This window comes from Enterobacter sp. BNK-29 (genome assembly GCF_048684785.1).
Lineage (GTDB): Bacteria > Pseudomonadota > Gammaproteobacteria > Enterobacterales > Enterobacteriaceae > Enterobacter > Enterobacter cloacae_M.
In genome coordinates this window covers 3,152,026-3,176,833 of the sequence record NZ_JBLQTU010000001.1, presented here as the reverse complement: position 1 = coordinate 3,176,833, position 24,808 = coordinate 3,152,026, and the positions used below count along the sequence as shown (strand labels likewise).

The 24,808-nt window shown below is 54.1% G+C and carries 21 protein-coding genes; 11 read left to right on the top strand and 10 right to left on the bottom strand.

Translation table 11 applies throughout. The features are described from left to right. Positions 1-133 precede the first annotated feature (133 nt). Complete coding sequence (locus tag ACMGGX_RS15140; RefSeq protein ID WP_013097677.1) at positions 134-382, top strand: DUF1158 domain-containing protein; 249 nt, start codon at positions 134-136, stop codon at positions 380-382. An 82-nt stretch (positions 383-464) separates the two neighbouring features. Here the strand turns inward: ACMGGX_RS15140 and ACMGGX_RS15135 are convergent, their stop codons facing one another. Together ACMGGX_RS15135 and ACMGGX_RS15130 are read right to left on the bottom strand one after the other, a co-directional pair. Beyond that, positions 465-806, bottom strand: a complete 342-nt coding sequence (locus ACMGGX_RS15135) for a RamA family antibiotic efflux transcriptional regulator (protein WP_010428317.1) — start codon at positions 804-806, stop codon at positions 465-467. 32 nt (positions 807-838) lie between these two features. Next, positions 839-1,942 carry an MBL fold metallo-hydrolase gene (locus ACMGGX_RS15130; protein ID WP_348560713.1) on the bottom strand — a complete coding sequence of 368 codons (1,104 nt, stop codon included), beginning with the start codon at positions 1,940-1,942 and terminating at the stop codon, positions 839-841. 190 nt (positions 1,943-2,132) lie between these two features. Between ACMGGX_RS15130 and ACMGGX_RS15125 the strand changes: the two genes are divergently transcribed. From ACMGGX_RS15125 to ACMGGX_RS15105, 5 genes are all read left to right on the top strand, one after another. Continuing rightward, positions 2,133-2,723 (top strand): TetR/AcrR family transcriptional regulator, encoded by a 591-nt coding sequence (locus ACMGGX_RS15125; RefSeq protein ID WP_039264021.1) that lies wholly within the window; start codon positions 2,133-2,135, stop codon positions 2,721-2,723. Beyond that, the gene (locus tag ACMGGX_RS15120) at positions 2,713-3,081 is read left to right on the top strand and encodes an MmcQ/YjbR family DNA-binding protein (RefSeq protein ID WP_063440695.1); all 369 of its coding nucleotides are present in this window, start codon (positions 2,713-2,715) and stop codon (positions 3,079-3,081) included. The genes ACMGGX_RS15125 and ACMGGX_RS15120 overlap by 11 nt, the downstream gene beginning before the upstream one ends. A 120-nt stretch (positions 3,082-3,201) precedes the next feature. Then, positions 3,202-3,855 carry an oxygen-insensitive NAD(P)H nitroreductase gene (gene nfsB / locus ACMGGX_RS15115; protein WP_047061288.1) on the top strand — a complete coding sequence of 218 codons (654 nt, stop codon included), beginning with the start codon at positions 3,202-3,204 and terminating at the stop codon, positions 3,853-3,855. 534 nt (positions 3,856-4,389) lie between these two features. Continuing rightward, complete coding sequence (locus tag ACMGGX_RS15110; RefSeq protein ID WP_420298554.1) at positions 4,390-7,065, top strand: filamentous hemagglutinin N-terminal domain-containing protein; 2,676 nt, start codon at positions 4,390-4,392, stop codon at positions 7,063-7,065. 92 nt (positions 7,066-7,157) lie between these two features. Next, complete coding sequence (locus ACMGGX_RS15105) at positions 7,158-8,822, top strand: ShlB/FhaC/HecB family hemolysin secretion/activation protein (RefSeq protein WP_420298553.1); 1,665 nt, start codon at positions 7,158-7,160, stop codon at positions 8,820-8,822. A gap of 37 nt (positions 8,823-8,859) precedes the next feature. On the opposite strand, the gene ACMGGX_RS15100 is transcribed toward ACMGGX_RS15105, so the two are convergent. Then, positions 8,860-9,732 (bottom strand): helix-turn-helix transcriptional regulator, encoded by an 873-nt coding sequence (locus tag ACMGGX_RS15100; RefSeq protein WP_348560709.1) that lies wholly within the window; start codon positions 9,730-9,732, stop codon positions 8,860-8,862. 107 nt (positions 9,733-9,839) lie between these two features. On the opposite strand from ACMGGX_RS15100, the gene ACMGGX_RS15095 reads away from it, so the two are divergent. Together ACMGGX_RS15095 and ACMGGX_RS15090 are read left to right on the top strand one after the other, a co-directional pair. Continuing rightward, positions 9,840-11,276, top strand: coding sequence for an MFS transporter (locus ACMGGX_RS15095; RefSeq protein ID WP_348560708.1), 1,437 nt, complete (start codon positions 9,840-9,842; stop codon positions 11,274-11,276). A 65-nt stretch (positions 11,277-11,341) separates the two neighbouring features. Beyond that, positions 11,342-12,586 carry a mechanosensitive ion channel family protein gene (locus ACMGGX_RS15090; RefSeq protein WP_181594545.1) on the top strand — a complete coding sequence of 415 codons (1,245 nt, stop codon included), beginning with the start codon at positions 11,342-11,344 and terminating at the stop codon, positions 12,584-12,586. Positions 12,587-12,694: 108 nt separating this feature from the next. Here ACMGGX_RS15090 and pheP read toward each other — a convergent pair whose 3' ends face one another. The 4 genes from pheP to ACMGGX_RS15070 all read right to left on the bottom strand — a co-directional run bounded on the left by pheP (position 12,695) and on the right by ACMGGX_RS15070 (position 17,777). Beyond that, entirely contained in the window at positions 12,695-14,083 is a 1,389-nt protein-coding gene (pheP, locus tag ACMGGX_RS15085) for a phenylalanine transporter (RefSeq protein ID WP_420298552.1), read from the bottom strand. 103 nt (positions 14,084-14,186) lie between these two features. Then, positions 14,187-16,370, bottom strand: coding sequence for a TonB-dependent receptor (locus tag ACMGGX_RS15080; RefSeq protein WP_420298551.1), 2,184 nt, complete (start codon positions 16,368-16,370; stop codon positions 14,187-14,189). Positions 16,371-16,531: 161 nt separating this feature from the next. Then, a complete protein-coding gene (locus ACMGGX_RS15075) occupies positions 16,532-16,996 on the bottom strand; it encodes a hypothetical protein (RefSeq protein WP_420298550.1) in 465 nt (154 codons plus the stop codon). Next, positions 16,983-17,777, bottom strand: coding sequence for a winged helix-turn-helix domain-containing protein (locus ACMGGX_RS15070; protein WP_348560705.1), 795 nt, complete (start codon positions 17,775-17,777; stop codon positions 16,983-16,985). The genes ACMGGX_RS15075 and ACMGGX_RS15070 overlap by 14 nt, the downstream gene beginning before the upstream one ends. Before the next feature lie 535 nt (positions 17,778-18,312). On the opposite strand from ACMGGX_RS15070, the gene ACMGGX_RS15065 reads away from it, so the two are divergent. The 3 genes from ACMGGX_RS15065 (at position 18,313) to ACMGGX_RS15055 (ending at position 21,733) form a co-directional block, all read left to right on the top strand. After that, positions 18,313-18,783 (top strand): winged helix-turn-helix domain-containing protein, encoded by a 471-nt coding sequence (locus ACMGGX_RS15065; RefSeq protein ID WP_420298549.1) that lies wholly within the window; start codon positions 18,313-18,315, stop codon positions 18,781-18,783. Positions 18,784-18,917: 134 nt separating this feature from the next. Next, positions 18,918-20,855, top strand: a complete 1,938-nt coding sequence (locus ACMGGX_RS15060; protein ID WP_348560704.1) for a methyl-accepting chemotaxis protein — start codon at positions 18,918-18,920, stop codon at positions 20,853-20,855. A gap of 59 nt (positions 20,856-20,914) precedes the next feature. Then, entirely contained in the window at positions 20,915-21,733 is an 819-nt protein-coding gene (locus tag ACMGGX_RS15055; RefSeq protein WP_420298548.1) for an EAL domain-containing protein, read from the top strand. 40 nt (positions 21,734-21,773) lie between these two features. Here ACMGGX_RS15055 and yahO read toward each other — a convergent pair whose 3' ends face one another. From yahO to ACMGGX_RS15040, 3 genes are all read right to left on the bottom strand, one after another. Next, on the bottom strand, positions 21,774-22,049 hold the full coding sequence (yahO, locus tag ACMGGX_RS15050; protein ID WP_023310654.1) for a DUF1471 family periplasmic protein YahO: 276 nt from the start codon (positions 22,047-22,049) through the stop codon (positions 21,774-21,776). Positions 22,050-22,198: 149 nt separating this feature from the next. Next, a complete protein-coding gene (locus ACMGGX_RS15045) occupies positions 22,199-23,230 on the bottom strand; it encodes an ABC transporter ATP-binding protein (protein ID WP_420298547.1) in 1,032 nt (343 codons plus the stop codon). Between the two features lies 1 nt (position 23,231). Next, the gene (locus tag ACMGGX_RS15040; protein ID WP_181594541.1) at positions 23,232-24,806 is read right to left on the bottom strand and encodes an ABC transporter permease; all 1,575 of its coding nucleotides are present in this window, start codon (positions 24,804-24,806) and stop codon (positions 23,232-23,234) included. Positions 24,807-24,808 lie beyond the last annotated feature (2 nt).

The following is a 24,808-nucleotide window of genomic DNA, read 5'->3' as shown; positions in this document are numbered from 1 at the left end:
ATACCGGGTCGTATTTTGTTATTTATCCGCTAAATAATATCCTCGTTTTATTCAATAACGCCTGAATCGCTGATATTGCTTTACGTTACAGGATGCCGGACAATGACATTTTTAACTGACGATTAACATTACGATGAAACACCCGTTAGAATCGCTGCTTACGGCAGGCGGCATTTTATTGCTGGCCCTGCTCTCCTGCCTGCTTTTACCCGCGCCGTCGCTGGGTCTGGTGCTGGCGCAGAAGCTGGTTCAGACCTTTCACATGGTCGATCTGAACCAGCTTTACACCATTCTGTTCTGCGTGTGGTTTTTACTGCTGGGTGCCATCGAATTCTTCGTCCTGCGTTTCGTCTGGCGCCGCTGGTTTTCACTGGCGTCGTAAGCCAATAAAAAAGCCGGGTGGCGACTTCGCCTTACCCGGCCGGTGATGGCAATTTTCCAGACCCGCCAGGGCGGAAAACAGCTCAGTGCGTCTGACTGTGGTTCTCCTTGCGGTACGCACCAGGCGGCTGGTTGAACGTCCGGGTGAAGATACGGGTAAACGTCTGCTGCGAGTCAAACCCGTAACGCAGGCAGATGTCGTAGACCCGAGCGTCGGATTCACGCAGATCGCGCGCCGCCAGCAGCAGCTTGCGCTCACGGATATAACGCCCCAGGCTCTCCCCTTTGTACTGCATAAACAACCGCTGCAGGTGCCACTTCGAGTAGCCCGCGTGGCGGGCAATCTCTTCTATACGTAATGGCTGGTGCAGATTGTCGTCGATCCATTCGACGATAGTGTCGATGACTTGAGCGGAAATGGTCATGCTGCTGTCCCCCTCTGCTTCTCGCTTAAACATTATTCCCACCACGCGCGAAAGGTTTGCGTGGCGTCATTCACCCGGACGGGCTCGCCCAGCGCCGGCGTCAGTAGCCGATAGTTTTTATCCTTGCTGGCTTTAGCCAGCTGGATCAGCGGATCGTTCCACGTATGTTTTGCCAGCACGAAGCGTCCGTTATGCCCGGGCACCACGGCTTTCGCGTTCAGATCCACCGAGGCCTGCGCCGTTTCCTCCGGGAGCATGTGGATATACTTCCAGTCCTGGTCGTACTGGCCGTTTTCCATGATGGCGACATCAACGCCATCAAACTGCTCGCCGATGGCCTTAAAGTGCGGACCGTAGCCGGAGTCCCCGCTGTAATAAACCTTCTGCTCTGGCGTGACGAACATAAAGCTGCCCCACAGGGTTCGATCGCGCTTGATGCCGCGCCCGGAGAAGTGACGCGCCGGCAGAACATGCACCGTCAGTTCATCGCTGATGCGTACCGACTGGTTCCAGTCGCGCTCGTCAATAATCTCAGGCTTCATCCCCCAGTAGCGCAGATGAGATCCCACGCCCAGCGGCGTCACCACGCGCTTCACCTTCGGCAGTAGCGCCCTGATGGTGGCGTAATCCAGATGATCGTAGTGATCGTGCGAGATAATCAGCAGGTCGATTTCCGGCATGCTTTCAGCGCGCCACGGATACTCCCCGGCAAAGGCTTTATTCAGAAACGAGAACGGCGCGGCATAGTTGCCGAGCACCGGGTCAATCAGGATGCGTTTGCCCGCGAGCTGCAGGTACCACGAGGAGTGGCCGAGCCACACCAGGGTTTCCTCCTCCAGCGGCAGGCTCGCAAGATCGGTTTTCACCAGCGGCAGCGGCTGGGCCGGGCGCGCGTTTTCGGTTTTTTTGGTCAGAAAATCCCACGTCGCGACCAGCATGTTTTTGTCGCCGTTATAGCCCGGTGTTGGCAGCGTATTGTGGAATTTCCCGTCGCGATACTGGGGAGAGGCCTCCACTTCAGTGAGCTGCTCACCCTGCGGCGGCTGGCCGAATCCGGCATTCAGTACAAACGGTAAACTCGCAGCTGAAGCAATAATCATGATTAACACCACGCAGATGAAGAGAGGTTTTTTCATATCCAGACCCGAAAACGCGCCCCATCCGATAGTTTGCGCGGGGTAAACTTGATTATGAGTGAGTAAGCACTCATTATAGATATGATGATAAAGTCGTCAAGACGTTTTCGATCTTTGACATTCCGCGTTGCAGCGTGTCAAAGCACGTGTTTCAATCAGGGTTTTTATAATTGACAGGGGGAAAAATTTAGTGGCACGTCCGAAGAGTGAAGATAAAAAACAGGCCTTACTGGAAGCCGCAACGGTGGCATTTGCACAGTCAGGCATTGCCGCCTCAACGTCGTTAATCGCCCGTAACGCGGGCGTCGCCGAAGGGACCCTGTTTCGCTACTTTCCCACTAAAGACGATCTGCTGAATGCCCTCTATCTGCACCTGAAGCAGGATCTCTGCCAGGCCATGCTGGCAAACCTCGATCGCACCATCACGCTGCCCAAAGAACATACCCGCAATATCTGGAACAGCTACGTGGACTGGGGTATTCGTAACCCCGTTTCTCATGCGGCTATCCGCCAGATCGGCGTCAGTGAAAAGCTGAGCGCCGAAACGGAACAGGCGGTGAAGGAGATGTTCCCGGAACTCCATGAACTGTGCCGCCGCTCGGTGCGTCAGGTGTTTATGTCAGATGAATTTAAAACGTTTGGCGATGCGCTTTTCTTATCGCTGGCCGAATCCACGATGGAATTTGCCACTCGCGACCCTTCCCGCGCCGTTGATTTTAAAGCGCTCGGTTTTGAAGTGATGTGGCGCGGGCTGGCCCAGGAAGAGAGCGATGGACAGTAAATCCTTGCAGGAGCACGCAATGCGCGTGGCCCTTGAGTTGCCCTTTACCGAACACTGCTGGCCGTTTGGGCCGGAGTTTGACGTGTTTAAAGTGGGCGGAAAGATTTTCATGATCGTCGCGGTCGCACACGGGCGACCGCACGTCAGTCTGAAGTCAGACCCGGAGAAATCACTGTTAAATCAGCAGATCTATCGCGGGATAGAGCCGGGTTACCATCTGAGTAAAAAGCACTGGATTTCCCTTTACGGCACTGACGACGTGACGCCGGAACTGGTTACCGACCTCATTTCTGATTCCTGGAATCTGGTGGTAGATAAGCTGCCGAAAAAAGACCAGAAGTGGATCCGTCCGGTCTGATTGTTCGTCTGAGACGAACAGATTAAGCGCTCGAATTGCACTTATCTTTTTCCGCGTCCCGCTGTAATCTGCTTTCCTTTCGCGCCCGCGAGCGGGCGAATTTCATCACCAGGAGTTGTTATGGATATCATTTCTGTCGCCCTGAAACGCCACTCTACCAAGGCGTTCGACGCAAGCAAAAAACTGACCGCGGAAGAAGCGGAAAAAATCAAAACCCTGCTGCAGTACAGCCCGTCCAGCACCAACTCCCAGCCGTGGCACTTCATTGTAGCCAGCACCGAGGAAGGAAAAGCGCGCGTGGCAAAATCCGCCGCGGGCACCTATGTGTTCAACGAACGCAAAATGCTGGATGCTTCCCACGTGGTGGTGTTCTGCGCGAAAACCGCGCTGGATGACGCCTGGCTGGAGCGCGTCGTGGATCAGGAAGAGGCCGATGGCCGTTTCAACACGCCGGAAGCCAAAGCCGCAAACCATAAGGGCCGCACCTACTTCGCCGACATGCACCGCGTGGATCTGAAAGATGACGACCAGTGGATGGCGAAGCAGGTTTACCTGAACGTCGGTAACTTCCTGCTGGGCGTGGGCGCGATGGGCCTGGACGCGGTACCGATTGAAGGTTTCGACGCCGCGATCCTCGACGAAGAGTTTGGCCTGAAAGAGAAAGGCTTTACCAGCCTGGTGGTGGTACCGGTTGGGCACCACAGCGTGGAAGATTTCAACGCCACGCTGCCGAAGTCTCGCCTGCCGCTGAGCACGATTGTAACTGAGTGCTGATCCTTTCTGGCACGCTGGGTTCCGGCGTGCCTGTTTTCACTACAGCATACTCTCAGGATGCTGCATCCTTTTCGCTCTGCGCCTGAACACGCGTCAGACCCTCCTGCTCTCGCCATTACGCCTTCCTCTCGCTGCGGCGTTTCTCTCAGCGTGGAACATTCAGGTTAGATCCCTCGGTTTGCCGTTGTGTATCGATTGCTTGCTGTTACAGTCAAATAATTTGTAACAGCACAGAAATACTCACATCAGAAATTTCGCATACAATTTTTTAATTAATGAGTATCTTATTCTATTTTATATACCCCTGCTATAATCTCTCAGCATCCCAATCAATAACCCTCAAAAATATATCCCCTTATTTTTCCCCGCGCCCAAATTAATTATTCCACTCTGGTACATCATTAATTAACGCGAACTTTGCATGAATTGTTACATGTCTATTTTTGGAATCGGGGTTCTGCATGTTTTTATATGCTCCCATTTCGCATGAAAAGAAATGGGAACACTTTTTCAAGGAATAACAAGGATAGATATATGAAAAATAAAAGTGCAGTGAGCACTCGGTCTAATACAAAGGTATTACACGCTAAACTGGCGCCGACCTGTTTTGCGACCATGCTTGCACTGGGCATGATCATGCCTGCTCAGGCCGCCATCGTGGCAGGTAATACCGATAAACCGGCCATTCATACCGATGCAAGTGGCGCCACCATCGTTGATATCAACAAGGCGAGCGCAGGTGGGGTTTCCCATAACGTTTTTTCCGAATTTAACGTCGACAGCAACGGCGTGATCCTGAATAACAGCGGCACGGCAACCAACACCCAGCTAGCGGGCCAGATCGATGGCAACGCTAATATGGCCGGCGGCAGCGCTAAGGTGATCCTGAACGAAGTACGTTCATCCGATCCGAGCCAGCTGAACGGCATGGTCGAAGTGGCAGGCCAGTCCGCACAGGTGATTATCGCCAACCCATCAGGCATCACCTGTGACGGTTGCGGCTTTATCAATACCAACCACGCTACGCTGACCACCGGTACAGCCACCTACGATAACAAGGGTAATGTTAGCGGTCTGGATGTGAGCAAAGGTCAGGTGACCATCACCGGTAAAGGGATGGATACCCGCTCTACGCAGTACACCGACATTATTGCCCGTTCAGTGAAGGTCAATGCGAAAGTTCAGGCTAACGAGCTGAATATCGTCACGGGTAACAACCACATCGATAAATATGGTCGCGTGCAGAAGAAGTATGACAGCAGCAATACCCCTGACGTAGCGCTGGATGTGTCTGCGCTGGGCTCCATGTACGCGAATAAAATCTATATGGAAGGCACTGACGCCGGCGTTGGCGTGCATATCGATCGTGCTGACCTGACGGCATCCGACACGCTGTCAATCAACGTTGATGGTGTGGTCGAAAACAACGGTGGACATATCAGCGGTAAAAATGCAGCTACCGTGATGGGAAGTGATGTCCTGAACCATAACGGTCAGATTACCTCTGAAGGTATGGTGTCCGTTGCCGCAGACAACACGCTGGACAACACTAACGGCGTCATTAAAGCCGCGATGGTTAACGTTTCCGGCAAAAATACCGTTAACAGCCATGGTTCCATCCAGGGCAGCCAGAATACCTTTATTACCGCTGACTCACTGGACAACAGCGACGGTGAAATTCTCAGCAATGGTGATTTGACGATCGGCCGCGCCTCCAGGAATTACAACGCACAGGGCGTGAATAATACCCGTGGCCGCATTGATGCTAAGGGTGCCCTCAATGTTGACGCTGCCAGCCTGAACAACTCCGCTGGCCGCGTAGAAACCGACGGAGCGATGGCCGTGAATGTCGACACGCTGGCGAACGACAACGGTCTCATCTCCGCCGGGAACGGCTGGAACATGATCAGCGCCTCCATGCTGAATAATGATAACGGTGTGATTCAGTCTCTGGGATCTGACAGCCAGCTTCAGGTGAGCGGCAACAACATGCTCTCTAACCGCAATGGTTCAATCCACAGCGACGGCTCTGTTTCAATCAATGGCGCCCTGGATAATATGTCCGGCACCATTGCAGCCGGCAAAGACCTCTTTATGTACGGCACGTCCTACTATTCTGACCTTGCCAGTAAGATGGAAGCAGGCGGCAACATCGACATGACCGTGACCGGTACGTTCCAGAACGCCGGAACCCTTAAAGCGGGTCAGGATATGATGTTAAACATCGGTTCTAATGGCTGGAATAGCTATGGCGGCCCGGCGCAGAACAGCGGTTCCATCGCGGCTGGCGGTCGCCTGGCGCTGCAGATGAACAGCAGTCAGTTCGACAACAGCGGCGACATTACCGCTAATCAGCTGGATCTTCAGCTGGCAGACCTCTCCAACAGCGGCTCGATCGTCAGCAAGAATGATTTCAACCTGAACACCACTAATCTGGAGAACCGGGGACACGGCACGATTAGCGCCGACCATAACATCAACGTCACCACCTCTTATCTGATGACGGATGCAGGTAGCAAGATCAACGCCGGTTCTGATGCCACGCTGTTCGTGATGAACAACCTGGACAACAGCGGTGATATCCGTGCGGCACATGACATTAATCTCAACGTGATGGGCAGCTACGGCTGGTCTCAGAGCACCGCGTATAACTACGGCACGATGACTGCGGGTAATAAACTGAACGCACAGATGGACCGCGTAACCCTTATCAACGGCGGCACGCTGTCCGCTGATAACGGTATTACCCTGGTCAGCAACTACCTGACCAACAGCGGTAATATCACCAGTGCAAGCGATATTACGCTGAATACGACTAACGGCATTAACAACGAAGCCAGCGGTAAAATTACCGGCGATCGCGTTTACACCACAGGCTATGTTAATAATATGGGTGTTATTAACGAGACCGGTGCTGCGACTCCGGATAACGGTACAACGACTCCGGATAACGGTGCAACGACCCCGGATAACGGTGCAACGACCCCGGATAACGGTGCAACGACGCCTGACGACAGTAATACCAATACCGATTCAAATGCCACGGCGGATAACAGTGGAAATACCACTGTTAAGCCAAACGGCACACCTGAAGGTAATGGCGTTTGGGAAAATGGCGTAGTTTACCACCCGGGTGATATCTATTACGGCTATGTTGTTCAGGACATTATTTATTATCCTGGCGGCTATGTCATCGCTACCGCAGCGTAATTCTTTTTAAATAAAAAGCCTCACATTTTCGTGAGGCTTTATTTCCTAACTATGTTTCTGCGATGAATATATCCAGGACGTTGTAAATTATAATGAACAATTATCAAGCGGGCCTCAGTTTCCTTTTTTTGTCCTTATGCTTAATGCAATCCTCTCTTCTTCATGCCGAACCAGCAACGATACAGCAGCAGGATCAAGCCCGACACGAACAACTCGCGCCTCAGGGTAAGCCGCTGCTTACGGCTGAAAGCACGTCTAATGGCGACGCGCTTGTTCTTCCGAAAGAGTCTGTTTGCTATGACATTCGCCATGTGAGAATCGACAATACGCAGTCGCTTCCACACTGGCTCACCTTTCGCGATGTCATTCGTCAGGCTGAGAATAACTGTATCGGCGTGAAGGGAATTAAAGCCATACATACGGTCGTGCAGGATCGATTAATATCCCACGGATTTATTACCACCCGCGTATTAATACCGGAGCAAAATTTGAATAAGGGAACGCTAACCCTGCAAATTCTGCCTGGACGCGTCAGTGATGTCATTATTCAGGATCAAAGCGGGCTCCCCGTTCATCGCTGGAATAACGTCCCGCAAGAGCCGGGCGATCTCCTCGATTTACGCGGTCTGGAACAGGGGCTGGAAAACCTGCAGCGTATTCCCGGTTCGCAGGCGAGTATTCGTCTGATGCCGGGGGAAAATCCCGGTGATACACGCGTAGAGATCAAGCGCGACCAGCGTAAAGCCTGGCGACTGGGCAGCTGGTTTGATGATTCCGGTAGTAAATACACCGGACGATATCAGGGGGGCCTGGCGCTATATCTGGATAACCCCACCTCGCTCAACGATATGTTTTATGCCGCGTATGGCGGTGGCTTCAAAAATGAAAACGGCAAGCGTAACGATAATACCTCGGCGTTTTACTCCGTTCCCTGGGGATACTGGGCGCTGGAACTTTATGCCAGCCAGTACAGAACGACGCAGACTCTCCATAGCGGTGATTTTCACTACCGGTACAGTAGCGATGAAAAGTTAATGACCGCCGCGCTTAACCGCGTGGTTTACCGCAGCGCGAGCCAGAAAACCACGCTGGGCTTTAAAGGGATCAAGCGTGATTCCCGCTACGATCTTAACGACGTGGAAGTGGAGGTTCAGCACCGGGACACCAGCAGCTGGCAGCTTAGTCTGGAGCATTTAGCCTATCTTCCCTTCGGTCAGCTTACGGCAGGCCTCGGTTATCAACATTCCGCACCGTGGTTTGGTGAAGAACCCGATGCTGAAGAGATGGTGGGCAGTGCCGACGCGCAGGCGCGCATCATTACGCTGAGTGCAGACGGTACTTTCCCGTTCAAACTGGGCAAGTTAGCCCTCAGCTATGAACCGCATTTCAAGCAACAGACCACTCCGGACAGGCTGACTCAGCCCGATAAGTTCACCATCGGCAACCGCTGGACGGTGCGCGGCTTTGACGGAGAGTCCTCATTGTATGCCGACAAAGGCTGGTATCTGCGTAATGATATCAACCTGAATCTGCCGGTATGGGGAATGCAGCCCTATATTGGCGCAGACTATGGCGAAGTCAGCGGCTCAGAAAATGATTACTGGAGCGGGGCGCACATTGCCGGTGCGGTCGCAGGCGTGCGCGGGGTAAAAGGCCATCTGGGGTATGACCTTTTTGCGGGTGTGCCTCTGGCAAAACCGGATGAGATGCATACCAGTCCCGTCACGCTTGGATTTTCGGTGCAATGGCAGTACTGAGGGCACAGTGAAAAATTAACACTTCGGGCGATGAGTATTACGATCGGCTTTTTTCTGCCAGCCAGTCCATCGCCCGCTCTCCCGCCTCATCCACCGGCAGATAAACCAGCAGCCGCGATCCGTTTCGCGGCGCGGAGTACCAGTACATCTGCTGCAGCGTAAAATCCCCCAGCTCGGGATGGGTAAACAGCTTGAGCTGGTTCTCCACCCCGCGCACGTCGTTGCGCTGGTGCCACAGGGTTTTAAACTCTTCCGACACAGCAAAGAAGCGCGCCAGCCTGGCCTCCCACAGCGGGTCACCCCGGTGTTCGGCCATCGCCGCCCGGAAATAGGAGACAAATATGGGCAGCACATCGTCACGTCTGCCGAGACGCGCGCGCCACGCCGGGTGGGTGAGAAACAGGTAAATACAGTTGCGGTCTTCCGGCGGGATTTCATTGAAATCGACGCCCATCAGATGCCCGAAGCTGTCGTTCCACGCCACGATGTCGAAATTCGGTTTCTGAATGCTGGCGGGTTTAGGCATAAGCGTATCCAGCAGGCGGCGCGTGCCCTCGCTGATACCCTCGCAGCAGACCGCCTGCGGCGCTTCACCCGGCGGCAGCCCGGCCAGCACAAACAGGTGTCGGGCCTCGGTCGGGGTGCATTGCAGCGCTTTTGCCACAGCGGCCATCACCGCGCTCGACGGATTGACGTCCCGGCCCTGCTCCAGCCAGGTGTACCAGGTCACGCCCACATCCGCGAGCATCGCCACCTCTTCCCGGCGCAGACCCGGCGTGCGGCGACGACCGCTGCGCGGCAGGCCAAGACGCTGCGGATCGAGGCTTTCACGTCGTGCACGTAAAAATGCCCCCAGCTGTTTTCGGGTGTCATCCTGAAGTGAGACGACGGGTTCAGACATCAAGGCCATAAATCCCCCTGCATGGTAGTGCCAGTACCAGTATAAGCAAGAACTGGTACCCGTTTATCAGATGATTGATGCTACGACCATCTGTTGAATGACGCAATGGAGTTACCATGAATACGTCAGTTGTTTCACCGGGCCGCGCTGGCCTGATATTGCTGCTAACCGGCCAGATGCTGCCGATGATTGATACCTCAATCACCAACGTCGCGCTGGACGCCATTACCCATTCGCTGAACGCCACCGCCACCGAGCTGGAGCTGATTGTCGCCCTCTACGGCGTGGCCTTCGCCGTCTGCCTCGCGCTCGGCAGCAAGCTGGGGGACAACTTTGGCCGTCGGCGTCTGTTCATGTGGGGCGTCGCGAGCTTTGGCCTGGCCTCGCTGCTCTGCGGGATGGCGGGGAACATTGAACAGCTGCTGGCCGCGCGCATCGTTCAGGGGGCGGGAGCCGCACTGATCGTGCCGCAAATTCTTGCCACGCTGCACGTGACGCTGAAAGGTACGGCGCACGCTAAGGCCATCAGCCTGTTTGGCGGCATCGGTGGGATTGCGTTTATCGTCGGCCAGATGGGCGGCGGCTGGCTGGTGTCGGCGGATATCGCCGGGCTGGGCTGGCGTAACGCCTTCTTTATCAACGTGCCGATCTGTCTGGTGGTGCTGGCGCTGAGTCGCCATTTCGTACCCGAAACCCGTCGCGAGACGCCGTCACGGATCGACTGGACCGGAACCGTGCTGCTGGCGATCATTCTTTGCTGCCTGCTGTTCCCGATGGCGCTCGGCCCCCAGTGGCGCTGGTCGTGGCCGCTGAAGGTTATGCTTCTCGCCATTATTCCGCTGGGCTGGCTGACGGCGCTGAATGCGCGCAAAAAGGAGCGTGAGAATGCCCATCCGCTGATCCCGCCGCGCCTGCTGCAGCTTCGCAGCGTTCGCTTTGGCATTCTGATTGCGATGCTCTTTTTCAGCGTCTGGTCCGGGTTTATGTTCTGTATGGCGCTGACCATGCAAACCGGTCTGGGGATGGCACCGTGGCAGTCCGGAAACAGTTTTATCGCGCTGGGCGTAACTTACTTTATTTCGGCGTGGTTCGCGCCGAGGCTGATTGCTCGCTACAGCACCAGTACCATTCTGCTGACGGGTCTGGCGATCCAGATTGCCGGCCTGCTGGCGCTGATCGCCACGTTCCGCGTCTGGGGAATGGAGAATACCGCCCTGACGCTGGCGCCCGCGACCGGGCTGGTCGGCTACGGGCAGGCGCTGATCGTGAACAGCTTCTACCGCATCGGGATGCGCGATATTCAGCCTGACGACGCGGGGGCCGCCAGCGCTATTCTCAGCACGCTGCAGCAGGCCGCGCTGGGGCTTGGCCCGGCCATTTTTGGCGCGATTTTGCTACACGCGCTGCAGAACCATCACGGGGATTACACCCAGGCGGTGAACGTCTTCCTGATGGTGGAAACGGCGATGATGGTGGTGCTTGCCCTGGCGACGCTGCGCATCCGCCATCGCCTGTGCCTGCCGGTGGTAAAGGTCTGCCAGTCCACCAAATAATCCCGTGAATTTGCATAATAGATCCGCAGCCGCCATTATGGGGCTGCATCAATACAGGAGACGTTATGCAGGAATTAATTGCTCAGGTTGAAGAGTTAGGCATTGAAATTAATCACACCACCTCTTTAGTGATTATCTTTGGTATTATTTTTCTTACCGCCATCATCGTTCATTTTATTCTTCACAAAGTGGTGCTTCGCGCGTTCGAAAAACGCGCGCAGGCCAGCAGCCATTTGTGGCTGCAGATCATTACCCAGAATAAATTATTTCACCGTCTGGCCTTCACCCTTCAGGGGATAATCGTCAACGTTCAGGCGGTACTGTGGCTACAAAAGGGCAGCGAAGCGGCGGAAATTCTCACTACCTGCGCAAAGCTGTGGGTCATGGTGTATGCCCTGCTCTCCTTCTTCTCGCTGCTGGACGTGATTTTTAATCTGTCGCAGAAAATGGCCACCGCATCACAGCTGCCGCTGAAGGGGATCTTTCAGGGCATCAAGCTGGTGAGCGCCATCCTGGTGGGGATATTGATTATCTCGCTGCTGATCGGCCAGTCCCCGGCGATTCTGATCAGCGGTCTGGGCGCCATGGCCGCCGTTCTGATGCTGGTGTTTAAAGACCCGATACTCGGACTTGTGGCGGGGATTCAGCTTTCCGCCAACGATATGCTCAAGCTCGGCGACTGGCTGGAGATGCCGAAATACGGTGCCAACGGCACGGTGACGGACATCGGTCTGACCACCGTTAAAGTACGCAACTTCGATAATACGATTACAACCATTCCGACGTGGGCCCTGGTCTCCGACGCCTTTATCAACTGGAGCGGCATGTCGGCCTCCGGCGGGCGACGCATTAAGCGCAGCCTGAATATTGATACCACCAGCATTCATTTTCTCGACGAGCAGGAGCAGCAGAAACTCATTCAGGCGAAGCTGCTGAAGCCCTATCTGGCCGCGCGACATGAGGAAATTAACCTGTGGAATCAGAAGAACGGTGAAGGGGAGTCGGTATTAAACCTGCGTAAGATGACCAATATTGGTACCTTCCGCGCCTACCTGAATGAATATCTGCGCAACCATCCGCGTATTCGCAAAGATATGACGCTGATGGTGCGCCAGCTAGCGCCTGATGCGAATGGTTTGCCGATTGAAATATATGCCTTCACCAACACGGTGGTCTGGGCAGAATATGAAGAGATTCAGGCCGACATCTTCGACCATATATTCGCGGTGGTGGATGAATTTGGGCTGCGTATTCACCAGTCCCCGACCGGAAACGATATTCGATCCCTGACGGGCGTTATCGCCAGATAATCCGTTTGTAGGCCCGGTAAGCGAAGCGCCACCGGGCGTGAAGGCAGGTGAGGTTTAGTCTGGTGCCCTCACCCCGGCCCTCTCCCACAGGGAGAGGAGAAAACCGCGCTACTTTTTGCGGGAAAGCTTAAACGCCACAAACAGGAAGATAACCCATACAGGCAGCAGCATCGCCGAAAGGCGCATCTCATCCATGGTGCACATCAGCACCAGAATCAGCCCCAGGAAAGCGATACAGATATAGTTCCCCGCCGGATAAAGCAGCGCTTTGAACTGCGTCTCGCGTCCCTTGCGGCGCATCGCGGCGCGAAAGCGCAGGTGCGCCAGGCAAATCATGATCCAGTTCAGCAGCAGCGTGGCGACAACCAGCGCCATCAGCAGGCCAAAGGCCTCTTTCGGCAGCAGATAGTTAATCAGCACCACCAGCGAGGTGATAGCGCCGGAAAGGAACAAGGAATTCACCGGCACGCCGCGACGGCTGACGCGGGTGAGGAACTTCGGCGCGTTGCCCTGCACGGAGAGGCCGAACAGCATGCGGCTGTTGGAGTAAACGCCGCTGTTATAGACCGACAGAGACGCCACCAGAATGACGAAGTTCAGCGCCGAGGCCACCACGTTGCTGTTTAGATCGTGGAAAATCATCACGAACGGGCTGCTATCGGACTTCACTTCCACCCACGGATAGAGCGCCAGCAGCACCACCAGCGAGCCGATGTAGAACAGCAGAATACGGTACACCACCTGGTTGACCGCTTTGGGAATGCTTTTATGCGGGTCGCGCGCTTCCGCGGCGGTAATGCCGATCAGCTCTAGTCCACCGAAGGAGAACATGATCACTGCCAGGGAGAGAATTAGCCCTTTCCAGCCGGTGGCGAGGAAGCCGCCGTGCTGCCACAGGTTGTCGATCGTGGCGCGGTCGCCGCCGTGGCCGGAGAACAGCAGCCACAGGCCAAAGCCGATCATCCCGATAATCGCCAGCACCTTGATCAGCGCAAACCAGAACTCGGTTTCGCCATACAGGCGCACGTTGACGAGGTTAACGGCGTTAATAATGATGAAGAAGGCCGCCGCCCAGATCCACGTCGGGACGTCCGGCAGCCAGTACTGCATATAAATGCCTGCGGCGGTCAGCTCCGCCATCCCCACCAGCACGAACATCACCCAGTAGTTCCAGCCGGACAGGAAGCCTGCAAACGGGCCCCAGTATTTATAAGCAAAGTGCGCGAAGGAGCCTGAAACCGGCTCTTCAACGACCATTTCGCCAAGCTGGCGCATGATCAGGAAGGCGATAATCCCGGCGATACCGTAACCCAGCAGCACCGACGGGCCAGCCATCTGAATAGCGGGGCCGATGCCGAGAAACAGCCCGGTACCGATCGCGCCGCCAAGGGCAATTAACTGAATATGTCGATTTTGCAAACCACGTTGCAGCGTCGGATTCTGATCCGACGAGGCTTCAGCGCTACCATGGCCTGAAGCGGATGACGCGTCTTTCACGTCCTACCCCTGTCTCTTTTTTAGAAGGGGCACGTTTTAACACTTCATGCTGGAGGTAGCAAGGGATTGGGGCATCCCTGCCCCGGATAACGAGGTGGAACGCTTAAAACGCGTAGCCAACCGAGACCTTAAAGGTGCGCGGTTCGCCCTGCGTAATATAGGTACCGGAATCGTCCACGCTGGCCCAGTAGTTTTCATTGGTCACGTTGTCGATGCCCGCGCGAACCGTCATCTGGTTTTCATTGTGGTTCACCGCGAAGCGATAGCGCATTCCCAGATCCAGCGTGGTGTAGCTGTCCAGCTTTTTGGTGTTTGCCAGGTCAGCGTACTGCGCGCCAGAATGGTTCACGCGGGCGGTCGCGGTCAGGCCGTCAATCGGCTTGATGTCGTACTCTGCGCCCAGCACGGCGTAAAAGTTCGGAATCCCGATCGCATCGTTACCCTGATTCACGCCATTTTTGGTTTTGGTCAGCTCGGCCTGCAGCCAGGTGGCGCTGGCGTTCAGGCGCATCCCCAGCGCGGGCTCGCCGAAGACGTTCAGCTCCACGCCACGGTTTCGCTGCTCGGCATCCAGGCCGTAATGGCCGCTGTCGTCGAGGATCGCCGACGGCATTTTGATCTCAAACAGCGCAAGCGATCCGCCCACGCGGCCGAAGTCCGCCTTCACGCCCACTTCGTTCTGCTTAGAGTGAACGATACCGGTACTCTGGCCGTAGTTGGTGGCGGTGTTAGGTGCAGTTTTGCCCGGCTGTAGCGCTTCGGTGTGGTTTGCATAGAGTGAGATCGCCTCCCACGGCTTGTAGACCACGCCGTAGGTGGGCATCCAGCGGCTGCCGTCGAAGCCGTCCGCCGCGTTTTCCGCACCGGTGACTTTGTTATACCCGCGAATAACCACCTTCTGATGGCGGGCGCCTGCGGTGAACAGCAGCTTGTCGTCCAGCACGCCCAGCGTATCACTCAGCAGCCAGCCCTGGGTGCGGGTGCGCCCGCTGGTCAGCGGATCGCTGTACTTTCCGCCGGAACCGTTGAAGTTGGTGCTGTCCGGCATATCGACGCCGGTGTTGTGGTAGATGTTGGTGGTCGGGTTATCCTTCGCCGCCGACATTTTCCACGCGATTTTTTCGTTTTTGGTCATCGCCGAATAGCCAACGTTGACCTTGTGCGAGACGAAGCCTGTATTGAAGTTACCGCGAACGCCCGCCATGCCGCTGACGGAATCGCTGATGCGGTTGGTATCAAGACGGCTGACCGTTGCCTTGCCGCTTTTATCCACCAGCTTCGGCGCGCTGTAGATGCCTTCCTCGTGCGCGTGCTGCGCGCCAAGACCGGTATAGGCCGTCCAGCCGTCGGTGATGTCGTACTCGCTGCGCCACATCCCAAATTCGTTTTCGATATTGCTGTAGGCCCACTTCTGCGAGAAGTTACGATCGTTTTTCGGCGGCTCGGGAACGAAATCCACCGCAGAAATATTGACGCTGGTCGGGCTGCCGTGGAAGGTTTTCTTCTGATAGCCCAGATCCAGCGAGGTGCGGAAGCGGTCGCCAGCGTAATCCAGGCCCGTAGAGAGCAGCGTGGTGCGGCGGCGGTCATTCGGTATGCCGGTTTCCCCTTCGCGATGGACCAGGTTCACCCGCGCGCCGAACTGGTCGCTGTCGCCGTAGCGACGGCCCGCATCCAGCGTGGTGCCAATCTGGGAATCCGAGGTGTAGTCCACGCCGACCTTCGCCTGCGGGAGTTCGCCCGCGTGTTTTGGCTCAAGGTTGATCATTCCGCCCACGCCGGAGCTTGCCGCGCCGTTCATCAGCGAGTTGGCCCCTTTGAAGATCTCGATGCGGTCAACCATCTGGGTATCCACCACCTGGCGCGGCAGCACGCCGGACAGGCCGCCAAATGTCATGTCGTCGCCGTCAAACTTCAGGCCGCGGATGCGGTAGGTCTCCGCGCTGTTGCCGTATCCCTGAACGAACTGCACGCCCGCGTCGTTCGCGACGACATCGGCAATGGTTTTCGCCTGCTGATCTTCCACCAGCTTCGAGGTGTAGCTGATGATGTTGAACGGCACGTCCATGGCGTTCTGCTGGCCCAGCATCCCCATGCGCCCGCCGTTCGCCACCTGTCCGTCAAGAAAGGCCGGTACCAGCTGGTCGCCGCCGGGTTTGAAATCGCTGGCTGGTGCAGCCTGGACAACGAGGGTGTCCTCTTTTTGATCGTCCGCCGCAATGGCGGAATGTGTCGCCGCGCCAACGGCGAGCGCCAGCAGCGTTTTGTGCATGATGGTGTTGTTCATCGTTAACTCATTTTAAAGTGCGCGCAAAAATGACCCGTTGTCGGGCCTTAGAATGTTTTGAATGCAATGCAAATGAGAACTATACGCATTATCTTTGATTGATCAAGCGTAAATATCGGTAAGAGCTTGCACAAAGAACGCATAACAAAAGGGGCTTCTGCTCACCCTTTGGCACAGTAGAACGCGGGGGAATTTCCGAAGGTGAAGAGATAACCAGAAGCATTTATCGGAAGGATTTCCACACTAATACCATGATCGCGATAATGGAAAAAATCAGGAATATGTTGGCGAAAACGTTCGTCTTTTTTCGGCAGTTCGTTAGTCTCATTGGAAACCATAATCACTCGCCCAAATTCACGCCAGTAATTGAAGGCTATCTTATTGCTGACGATGACCGTCTGCTGGCCCGACTGACTGTATTCTCCGGTGGAATCGTATGTGCCATTTCCATTATTAAATGTAAACGTCATAAGGGAATCCACCCAGGAATCATCTTCAACAATGATTAAATGGCTCTCGCAGGTAAAGTGATTCTGCTGATAATGAATATACCAGGCGTATAACAATGGCGCGGCAATCATCAATATGATGATCAATCCGAACGCACTCCGACTAGTCATTTTCATTATATTGCTTCCTGTACATGATTGAATCACAGTGAGCGCCAGCAACATCGGGCAACTTATCGCATACGATCACCGAATTACCATTTTGAAAACGATTGATCGTCATATAGGCTACCCCACCAGCATTGCAATGAATGGGATAACGTTTTATCAAGTCGGTATAAATACGCTGGCTTTTTATATTGTCATGCCACGAAGAGTACACGTCGCAACCTGCAATATTACCTATCGGTTGATATGCCTTAAATCCTGCATCCTGTACATGAAGCTGTTGAAATAGTACCGTGGAAGAGAAGACAAATAAAACCGCAGCGCTCACCCAAAACGCAATTTTTTTTGAGAAAAAATGGAACCTGCTATCTGTTACGGATAGTGACGGGGCATCAGGTTTAGAAGGTAAACTCTCCGGCGTTGCGACGGCCAGCGAGATAAAATTATCGACGGTCCCCGTTTGTATTTGTGCAACGAGCTTAAACCCTGCCTTTGGTACCGTTAGCACAACATTCTCTGCCAGACCCGCCATCTTGAGCGCTTTACGAATGGAAGCAATAGTCTGGTATAACGCATTAGTCGAGACTATCGCCCCCTGTTTTTCCCATACCGCCGAAAAAAGATAACGCTGCGTCAGCACTTCGCCGTTGTGTTCAAGCAGTTGCAGCAGGCACTCACTAACCGGACCGTGAAGGATAACCGCACGCTCGGGGTAGCCCGAAAGCGGGCAGAGTCGACGTTGTTCGGGTTCAAAAAACACTAACCCATTTATCAAAAAGACAGGCTTCATGACGCATCAACCATTAGTGTAAAGAGGGATAGTACATTCATCATTGTTATGTTTACGCGTCCGTGTCCGTTTTCTGATTCAGGAAATAAGGCTTTCACATCAATCCACTACACCCTTCCGAAGACGAGGCTTTGTATCGCAGCGCCATGCTTAAGGTTCACCTCAATCAGTATAAATCATTTAACTTCACTCCACTTTATCGCTGACGCGCCGTAACGTAAGGGCCATCGAAACGATGCTTTTGAAGACCATCGCAGGCTAAGAAGAGAGACAAATGCTGAGACTTTTCTAAAATAAGCATTTTATCTTGAGTCATCGGGTAGATATTAATTTTCAGAATGAGTGCACTACGAATGCATTCCGGGTAGTTTTTTAATCTAAAAATACGACTTACATCGACAAAAACTTCATGCCGGGGTAAGGCATACCCTGTTTCTTATAGCGCGTAGGGATGTGTATTGGAAAGCATTCATAGCAGCCATATAATCCACCACATAAAGAGTGCGGGTTATCTCAGGCTTATATGTAGGAGTGCATGTTAGTTTCTCAATTGTGGGCAAATGATATGGGCTATCGTCTATATGGATTTATGATTGGCGAAGAGATTCATTTTGATATTTCTAATCGCAGACTATACCGACTCACAGGCAGTCACACTGATAAAAGCATTGCATTCGCATCTATTTACTTTAATGAAACGATGCTTAGACTTTTTCTTTTTTTATTAATGAATGGCAGAACAAGACCAGTCTCAAAAGAAGAGTTATTTGAAGAAATTTGGGAGGCACATAATCTGAGTCCTTCCACACAGCGGTTATGGCAAGTTTTGCATAATCTAACGAACAAGCTGAATGTCTTAGGCTTACCCGAAGATTTCATTCGCAACATTAAAGGGCGTGGTTACATCATTAATTACCCGAATGTAATCCCTGTTTATTACAGAATGAGCGAACTCCCGGCTCATTCCGTTAAAAAAGAGGAGACGACAGATAGCCTGAGCGAGTGATGTCAACTCAGGTTTTTTGCCCTGAGCACAACTGTGTGAGGGGCTTTTTTTTCATTATCTCTTTTCGGTATCAATTCTTTCGTTAATGATGTATTAGCACTGTTGTTTGGTTTATACCAACACTGGAATTATATATGAGCATAATCAACCATTTTGCCAATTTAAAAGTCCGTAAGAAGTTATTTTTTGGTTTTTCCGTCGTATTGCTCGTGACAATTTTTATTCTGATGTCAGGTTTATTGGGCCTTAACAACATTCAGGATAAAGTCGAAAAGAACGGCCATACCACCGATCTCTTTAACGCACTTTCGCAGATCCGCTTAGGGCGCACTAATTTCCAATACACACTGGATCAAAAGTACCTGGAGCAGACCAACGCAGGCATGCTGCGCATGCAGAGCATTGTCGCCAGTATGGAAAAATTGCGCTGGTCTCCGGAAGGGAAAAAAGCGCTGGATGATACAGCAAATGCAGTGAATAGCTATGTCGCTACCCTGTTACCTTTCACAAAATCCCTTTCAGAAAAAAGAATCAGTGAAAAAAAACTCAGCACACAGCGTTTATGCGATAACTCCGTGCTGGCTTCAGCGCTCAGCCGTAATGGTATGCTGGACGCTCAGCACACTCTTGTGGCTGCACAGATTGCTTTTATCATGAGCGACATTGACTCTCAGGTAACGCTTTATAAACAGCAACCTACGGATGAGTTAATGAAAGAGATCCGCGATCGCCTGGATAGCGCGAAATCAGATACCGAACAACTGTTACTGGTTGCTACCACGGAACAAAAGGTTTGGTTGCAATCTGGTATTGCAACCATGGAAAACGTCGCAGCTGAGCTTCTGAATTACCAAAAAGTCTGGAATCAACAGTCGACGCTCTCCGATACCTTAACTGGAAAAGCCATAACGCTCACGCATGCCATACAGACGTTATTTAATCTGCAGCAGAAAAAAGTGACCGATACGGTGGATAGCGTTCAACTACAGATGGGCATAGTTGCCGCAATCGGTCTTGCGCTTGGCATCTTGTTGGCAATGGGTATCACCCTGTCCATCACCCGTCCGCTTAATGAAACGTTGCGCGTCGCGGAGCAAATCGCCAGTGGCGATCTCACCAGCACGGTGACCAGCACACGTCGTGATGAGCCCGGACTGTTAATGCAGGCCGTTGCTACCATGAATGCAAACCTGAAAAACATCATTAATGATGTACGTAATGGAGTAGATAGCGTCGCGCGTTCGTCTTCGGAAATTGCCGCAGGCAATATGGATTTGTCGTCGCGGACCGAGCAGCAGTCAGCCGCCGTCGTCGAAACCGCCGCCAGCATGGAAGAGTTAACCTCTACCGTCGCACTCAACGCTGAAAACGCTAACCACGCGCGACGCCTGGCAGATGAAGCTGCGCAAAATGCGACTGAAGGAAGCCAGCTCTCATTGAAGGTGATAGATACGATGAAAAACGTGCGCAGTAGTTCGCACCGAATTTCTGAGATCACCACCGTCATTAACAGTATCGCCTTCCAGACCAATATTCTGGCACTGAATGCCGCCGTTGAAGCCGCCCGGGCAGGCGATCAGGGCAAAGGTTTCGCCGTTGTAGCCGCCGAAGTACGGACGCTTGCCCAGCGCAGCGCGCAGTCCGCAAAAGAGATTGAAAACCTGATCAACGAATCGGTCCTACATGTGGATAACGGCTTTAGTCTGGTTGAAAGCGCGGGTGATGCAATGACGAAAATTGAGACATCCGTGGCGCAGGTACGCGACATCATGAACGAAATTGCCGCTGCTACTGATGAACAAAGCCGCGGAATTTCACAAATTGCCCAGGCCATGGCTGAAATGGACACCACGACTCAGCAGAACGCCGCCCTGGTAGAAGAGTCTTCTGCTGCGGCCAGTTCGCTGGAGGATCAGGCTGTTCAGCTTGAAAAAGTGGTGTCGATTTTCCGTGTCTCAAAAGCTCATACCACGCGTCCTGAAACCCTGAAAAAAGAGGGCATGCAAACCGCAAGCGTGGCCCCTTTTAAACGCCCTACCGCCCGTGACCAGGACGAATGGGTTAAATTCTGATAACTGCCGCGCGGCTACCGGGACAGGCCGCCGCGCGTTTAAGGCTTTAGATGATAATCATGACAAAATCAAGTCCGGGATTGCTCGGCAGCTTGAACACCCTGCTGGCTCGCCTCTTTACCCTATCCCCGGAAAACACCTTGAGGGTTGCCATTGAAAAGCGCGAGATTGAACCGGTCTACCAGCCCTTTTTTGACAGCCAGACGGGCAAGATTGCGGGTATCGAAGTGCTCGCTCGCTGGAATCATCCGCTGTATGGCCCGGTGTCTCCGGATACGTTTATCCCGCTGGCGGAGAAGCACCGGCTGATTGCCCCACTAATGCATCATCTGATTCAACAGGTTATTGCCGATCTCCAGCCTCGCATCCACCTTTTTCCTGAGCGGCTCTATATCAGCCTTAATCTGAGCACGCATAACTGTCTCGATCCGCGCTTTGAAACGGATACTCTTGAGCTTTTGCAAAAACTTGCGTCGGGTCAGATTCAGTTGGTTATCGAAATCACGGAACGAGATCCGCTGCATGTTACGCCACAGCTGAGCGAATGGTTTGCAACGCTTCGACAATCAAATATAGCTCTGGCGCTGGATGACTTTGGGACAGGTTATTCAAACCTCGCTTATATTCACGCGCTGAACCCCGAATTTATCAAGATAGACAAACTGTTTGTTAGCCAGATTAGTGAAAATGGCGATACCCGGCTGGTGGACAGTCTCATCGAGCTGGCAAAAAGAATGCATCTCAGCATTATTGCAGAAGGCGTTGAAACAGAGGCTCAGGCTAACTACCTGCGCTTAAAGAACAGCGATTTTTTACAAGGTTATTTTTTCTGCAAACCGATGAAAATTCATGAACTCATCGGAAGTATTCACACCTGATAAAGCACAGCCACCCTGCATGGAGGTGGCTGCAATGACGTTATTTTTTCTTGTAGATATTGGCCGTACCGTGAATTTTATTGTTGGTGTTCCCTGAAGTGAGCACCAGGACATCTGCGCCTTTCTTATCGGCTTTCTCAATCAGTTCCTTTTTCGCATCATCCACCGATACTTCATTCGAGGTGTTTACCGTACCGATTTTTTTATATTGAGATGCAACTTTTTTGAACTCGCTTTTAGTAAGTAGCTGTGCAGCAAAAGCATTGGTCGTAAACAGTAATGCCGTTCCCAACAAAATAGCAGTCGTCTTTTTCATAACCTTTTTCCTTGAGATTAATCAGCAACTACGAAAAACCTCACGCAGTGTGGTGAGGTTTTATGAGCATGGTAGAGAATCTCAGGAATTGCCATACGTTCGGGAAAAATCTTTTATAACAACCCGTTGCATGAAATTACTAACGAATATTAAGAATATTCGAATACCCGCGCGGTGCCAGCAATATCAACGCGTACCGCCGTGCCCGGGTTCCATCCTGGCTGGCTTACGGTCTTCAGAATCACCGGCTGCTGCTGTCCGGCCAATCCCAGGGTGAGCGTCGACAGCTGGCCGGTGAAGTCCACGTCGAGAATCGAGATCGAACTTTCATCCGCTGCACATGCCGTCACGCGTAATTGTTCAGGGCGCATCATTACCCTGCCCTGTCCTGTCGCATGCGCGTTGTCCGTCGGCACTTCACCCAGCGCGCACACGGCATACCCGGCGGCAAGCTGAGCAGGCAGGATCACGGCATCGCCAAGAAACAGCGCCGTCTCTTCGTCAACGGGACGGGTGTAAACGTCATAAGGCGTACCGACCTGCGTGAAGCGCCCGGAGCGCATGACGGCAACCTGCGTGGCAAAGGACAACGCTTCGTTCTGATCGTGGGTGACCAGAATCGAGGCCACGCCCGCTTCGGCCAGCAGATCGGCCGTTGCCTTACGCGTCATGGCGCGCAGGCCGGTATCCAGCGCCGAGAACGGTTCATCCAGCAGCATCAGTGAAGGACGCTGGGCCAGCGCACGGGCAAGGGCCACGCGCTGCTGCTGTCCGCCGGAAATCTCGTGGGGCCAGTGCGTTGCAAGCTGCCTGTCCAGAGAAACCATCTCCATCAGCGCCGCAACGCGCTGGCGCTTTTCGTGGCGGGTGCCGTCCAGCCCCCAGGCAATGTTGTCTGCCACGTTGAGGTGCGGGAACAGCGCACCCTCCTGAGGCACAAAACCGATCCGGCGCAGGTGGGCGGGAACAAAACTGTTTTCATCGAACAGCGTTCTCCCCTGCATGACAATGCGCCCGGTGTCAGGCGTTTCGAACCCGGCAAGAATACGCAGCAGCGTGGTTTTCCCCGACCCGGACGGCCCGACAATCGCCGTCCTGCTCCCCGGCGCCACGCTCAGGTTTAAGCTGTCGAGCACCTGCACATCAGAAAACGATTTAGAAATGGCGGTTAATTCAAGCATGTCATAGCCCTGCAATTTTTTTCGACTGCATATAGAGAATGGCGGTCAGCGGGAGGGAAATCAGGATCATCAGCATCGCGTAAGGCGCGGCGGCAACATAGTCAATTTCACTGGTCAGCGCCCAGAATCCGGTAGAGAGCGTGCGCGTGCCCAGCGGAGAGAGCAACAGCGTGGCGGTCAACTCGTTGCTGACGCCGAGGAAAACCAGCGCGGCCCCTGCCGCCGCACCCGGCGCGGCCAGCCGCATCGTGACGCTCCAGAGCGCCTTCGCGGGCGTGCTGCCCAGGCTGCGCGCCACGTTTTCCAGCTCAACCGGCGCCTGCGCAATCCCCGCCCGCAGGTTGATGAGCGCACGGGGCATAAACATCAGCAGGTAGGCCAGGAACAGGGTAATTTCCGTCTGGTAAATGGGACGGGCATAATGAATGGTGACGGTGACCAGCGCCAGCGCCGTGACGATGCCCGGCAGCGAGCTGGTGATATAGATGCACCCTTCCAGCATCCGGAAGATGCGGTGCGGATAGCGGATACCCAGCCACGCGATGGGGATCACGCACGCGGTCGTCAGAAGCGCACCGCCCACGCCGAGCATCAGCGTCTGGCGCAGCGAATGCCAGAGATCGGCACTCATCCAGTTTTGTACGCCGCCGAGCCAAATCCAGCGACACAGGACAACTAGCGGCACGCCCAGCGCCAGAACGATCAGCACGATGAAAAACAGCTGGCCCAGCGCGGCGGCCGCAGGCTTCAGCGGCCAGCGTTTCTGCTCGCGCGCGGCCCCGGCGCCAATGCGCGCGTAGCGTGCTTTTCCGCGCGTCACGCCCTCCAGCATTAAAATAGCCAGACAGCACAAGGCCAGCACGCCCGCCAGCATGTTCGCCGCCGGGCCGCTGAAGGTAGACTGGAACTGGTCATAAATTGCCGTGGTGAAGGTATCAAAGCGGATCATCACGTACAGGCCATATTCCGCCAGCAGGTGCAGCGCCACCAGCAGCGCGCCGCCGCAGATAGCCAGCTTGAGCTGGGGCAGCACCACGCGGAAAAAGACCCGCCACGGCGGCGTACCCAGCGAAGCGGCGACATCTTCAAGAGTCGGGTCAAGGCGACGCAGCACCGCCGCAACCGGCATATAGATAAACGGATAGTAGGCAAGAACCGAGAGGAACACGCCCGCGGAGAGCCCGTGCATGGACGGGACAACGCTCACCCAGGCATAGCTTTGCACAAACGCGGGGATCGCCAGCGGGGCGACCGCCAGTGCGGACCAGATCCCTCGCCCGGCAAGCTGCGTGCGCTCCGTGAGCCAGGCGATTGCCACGCCCGTCACGATACACAGCGGAACCGCTAAAGCCGTCAGCCACAGCGTGTTGCTGAGCAGCTCAGCAACACGCGGGCGAAACACCAGCGCCTTAATGGTTTCCCAGCCGGTCTCAATGCCAATGGCAATGATAAAACCCAGAGGCAGAAGCGCCATTAATGAAAACAACACAGCTAACGCAACCATCGGCAGTGCAGGACGCCTGCGGGCAGGCTCCTGCACTCTGTTTTTTCCGATGTCGAGACTCAGACCAGACATAA

Coding starts and splice junctions, on each gene's coding strand:
- ACMGGX_RS15140 (WP_013097677.1), top strand. CDS start 134: ATGAAACACCCGTTAGAATCGCTGCTTACGGCAGGCGGCATTTTATTG.
- ACMGGX_RS15135 (WP_010428317.1), bottom strand. CDS start 806: ATGACCATTTCCGCTCAAGTCATCGACACTATCGTCGAATGGATCGAC.
- ACMGGX_RS15130 (WP_348560713.1), bottom strand. CDS start 1,942: ATGAAAAAACCTCTCTTCATCTGCGTGGTGTTAATCATGATTATTGCT.
- ACMGGX_RS15120 (WP_063440695.1), top strand. CDS start 2,713: ATGGACAGTAAATCCTTGCAGGAGCACGCAATGCGCGTGGCCCTTGAG.
- nfsB (WP_047061288.1), top strand. CDS start 3,202: ATGGATATCATTTCTGTCGCCCTGAAACGCCACTCTACCAAGGCGTTC.
- ACMGGX_RS15110 (WP_420298554.1), top strand. CDS start 4,390: ATGAAAAATAAAAGTGCAGTGAGCACTCGGTCTAATACAAAGGTATTA.
- ACMGGX_RS15105 (WP_420298553.1), top strand. CDS start 7,158: ATGAACAATTATCAAGCGGGCCTCAGTTTCCTTTTTTTGTCCTTATGC.
- ACMGGX_RS15100 (WP_348560709.1), bottom strand. CDS start 9,732: ATGGCCTTGATGTCTGAACCCGTCGTCTCACTTCAGGATGACACCCGA.
- ACMGGX_RS15095 (WP_348560708.1), top strand. CDS start 9,840: ATGAATACGTCAGTTGTTTCACCGGGCCGCGCTGGCCTGATATTGCTG.
- ACMGGX_RS15090 (WP_181594545.1), top strand. CDS start 11,342: ATGCAGGAATTAATTGCTCAGGTTGAAGAGTTAGGCATTGAAATTAAT.
- ACMGGX_RS15080 (WP_420298551.1), bottom strand. CDS start 16,370: ATGAACAACACCATCATGCACAAAACGCTGCTGGCGCTCGCCGTTGGC.
- ACMGGX_RS15075 (WP_420298550.1), bottom strand. CDS start 16,996: ATGAAAATGACTAGTCGGAGTGCGTTCGGATTGATCATCATATTGATG.
- ACMGGX_RS15070 (WP_348560705.1), bottom strand. CDS start 17,777: ATGAAGCCTGTCTTTTTGATAAATGGGTTAGTGTTTTTTGAACCCGAA.
- ACMGGX_RS15065 (WP_420298549.1), top strand. CDS start 18,313: ATGTTAGTTTCTCAATTGTGGGCAAATGATATGGGCTATCGTCTATAT.
- ACMGGX_RS15060 (WP_348560704.1), top strand. CDS start 18,918: ATGAGCATAATCAACCATTTTGCCAATTTAAAAGTCCGTAAGAAGTTA.
- ACMGGX_RS15055 (WP_420298548.1), top strand. CDS start 20,915: ATGACAAAATCAAGTCCGGGATTGCTCGGCAGCTTGAACACCCTGCTG.
- yahO (WP_023310654.1), bottom strand. CDS start 22,049: ATGAAAAAGACGACTGCTATTTTGTTGGGAACGGCATTACTGTTTACG.
- ACMGGX_RS15045 (WP_420298547.1), bottom strand. CDS start 23,230: ATGCTTGAATTAACCGCCATTTCTAAATCGTTTTCTGATGTGCAGGTG.
- ACMGGX_RS15040 (WP_181594541.1), bottom strand. CDS start 24,806: ATGTCTGGTCTGAGTCTCGACATCGGAAAAAACAGAGTGCAGGAGCCT.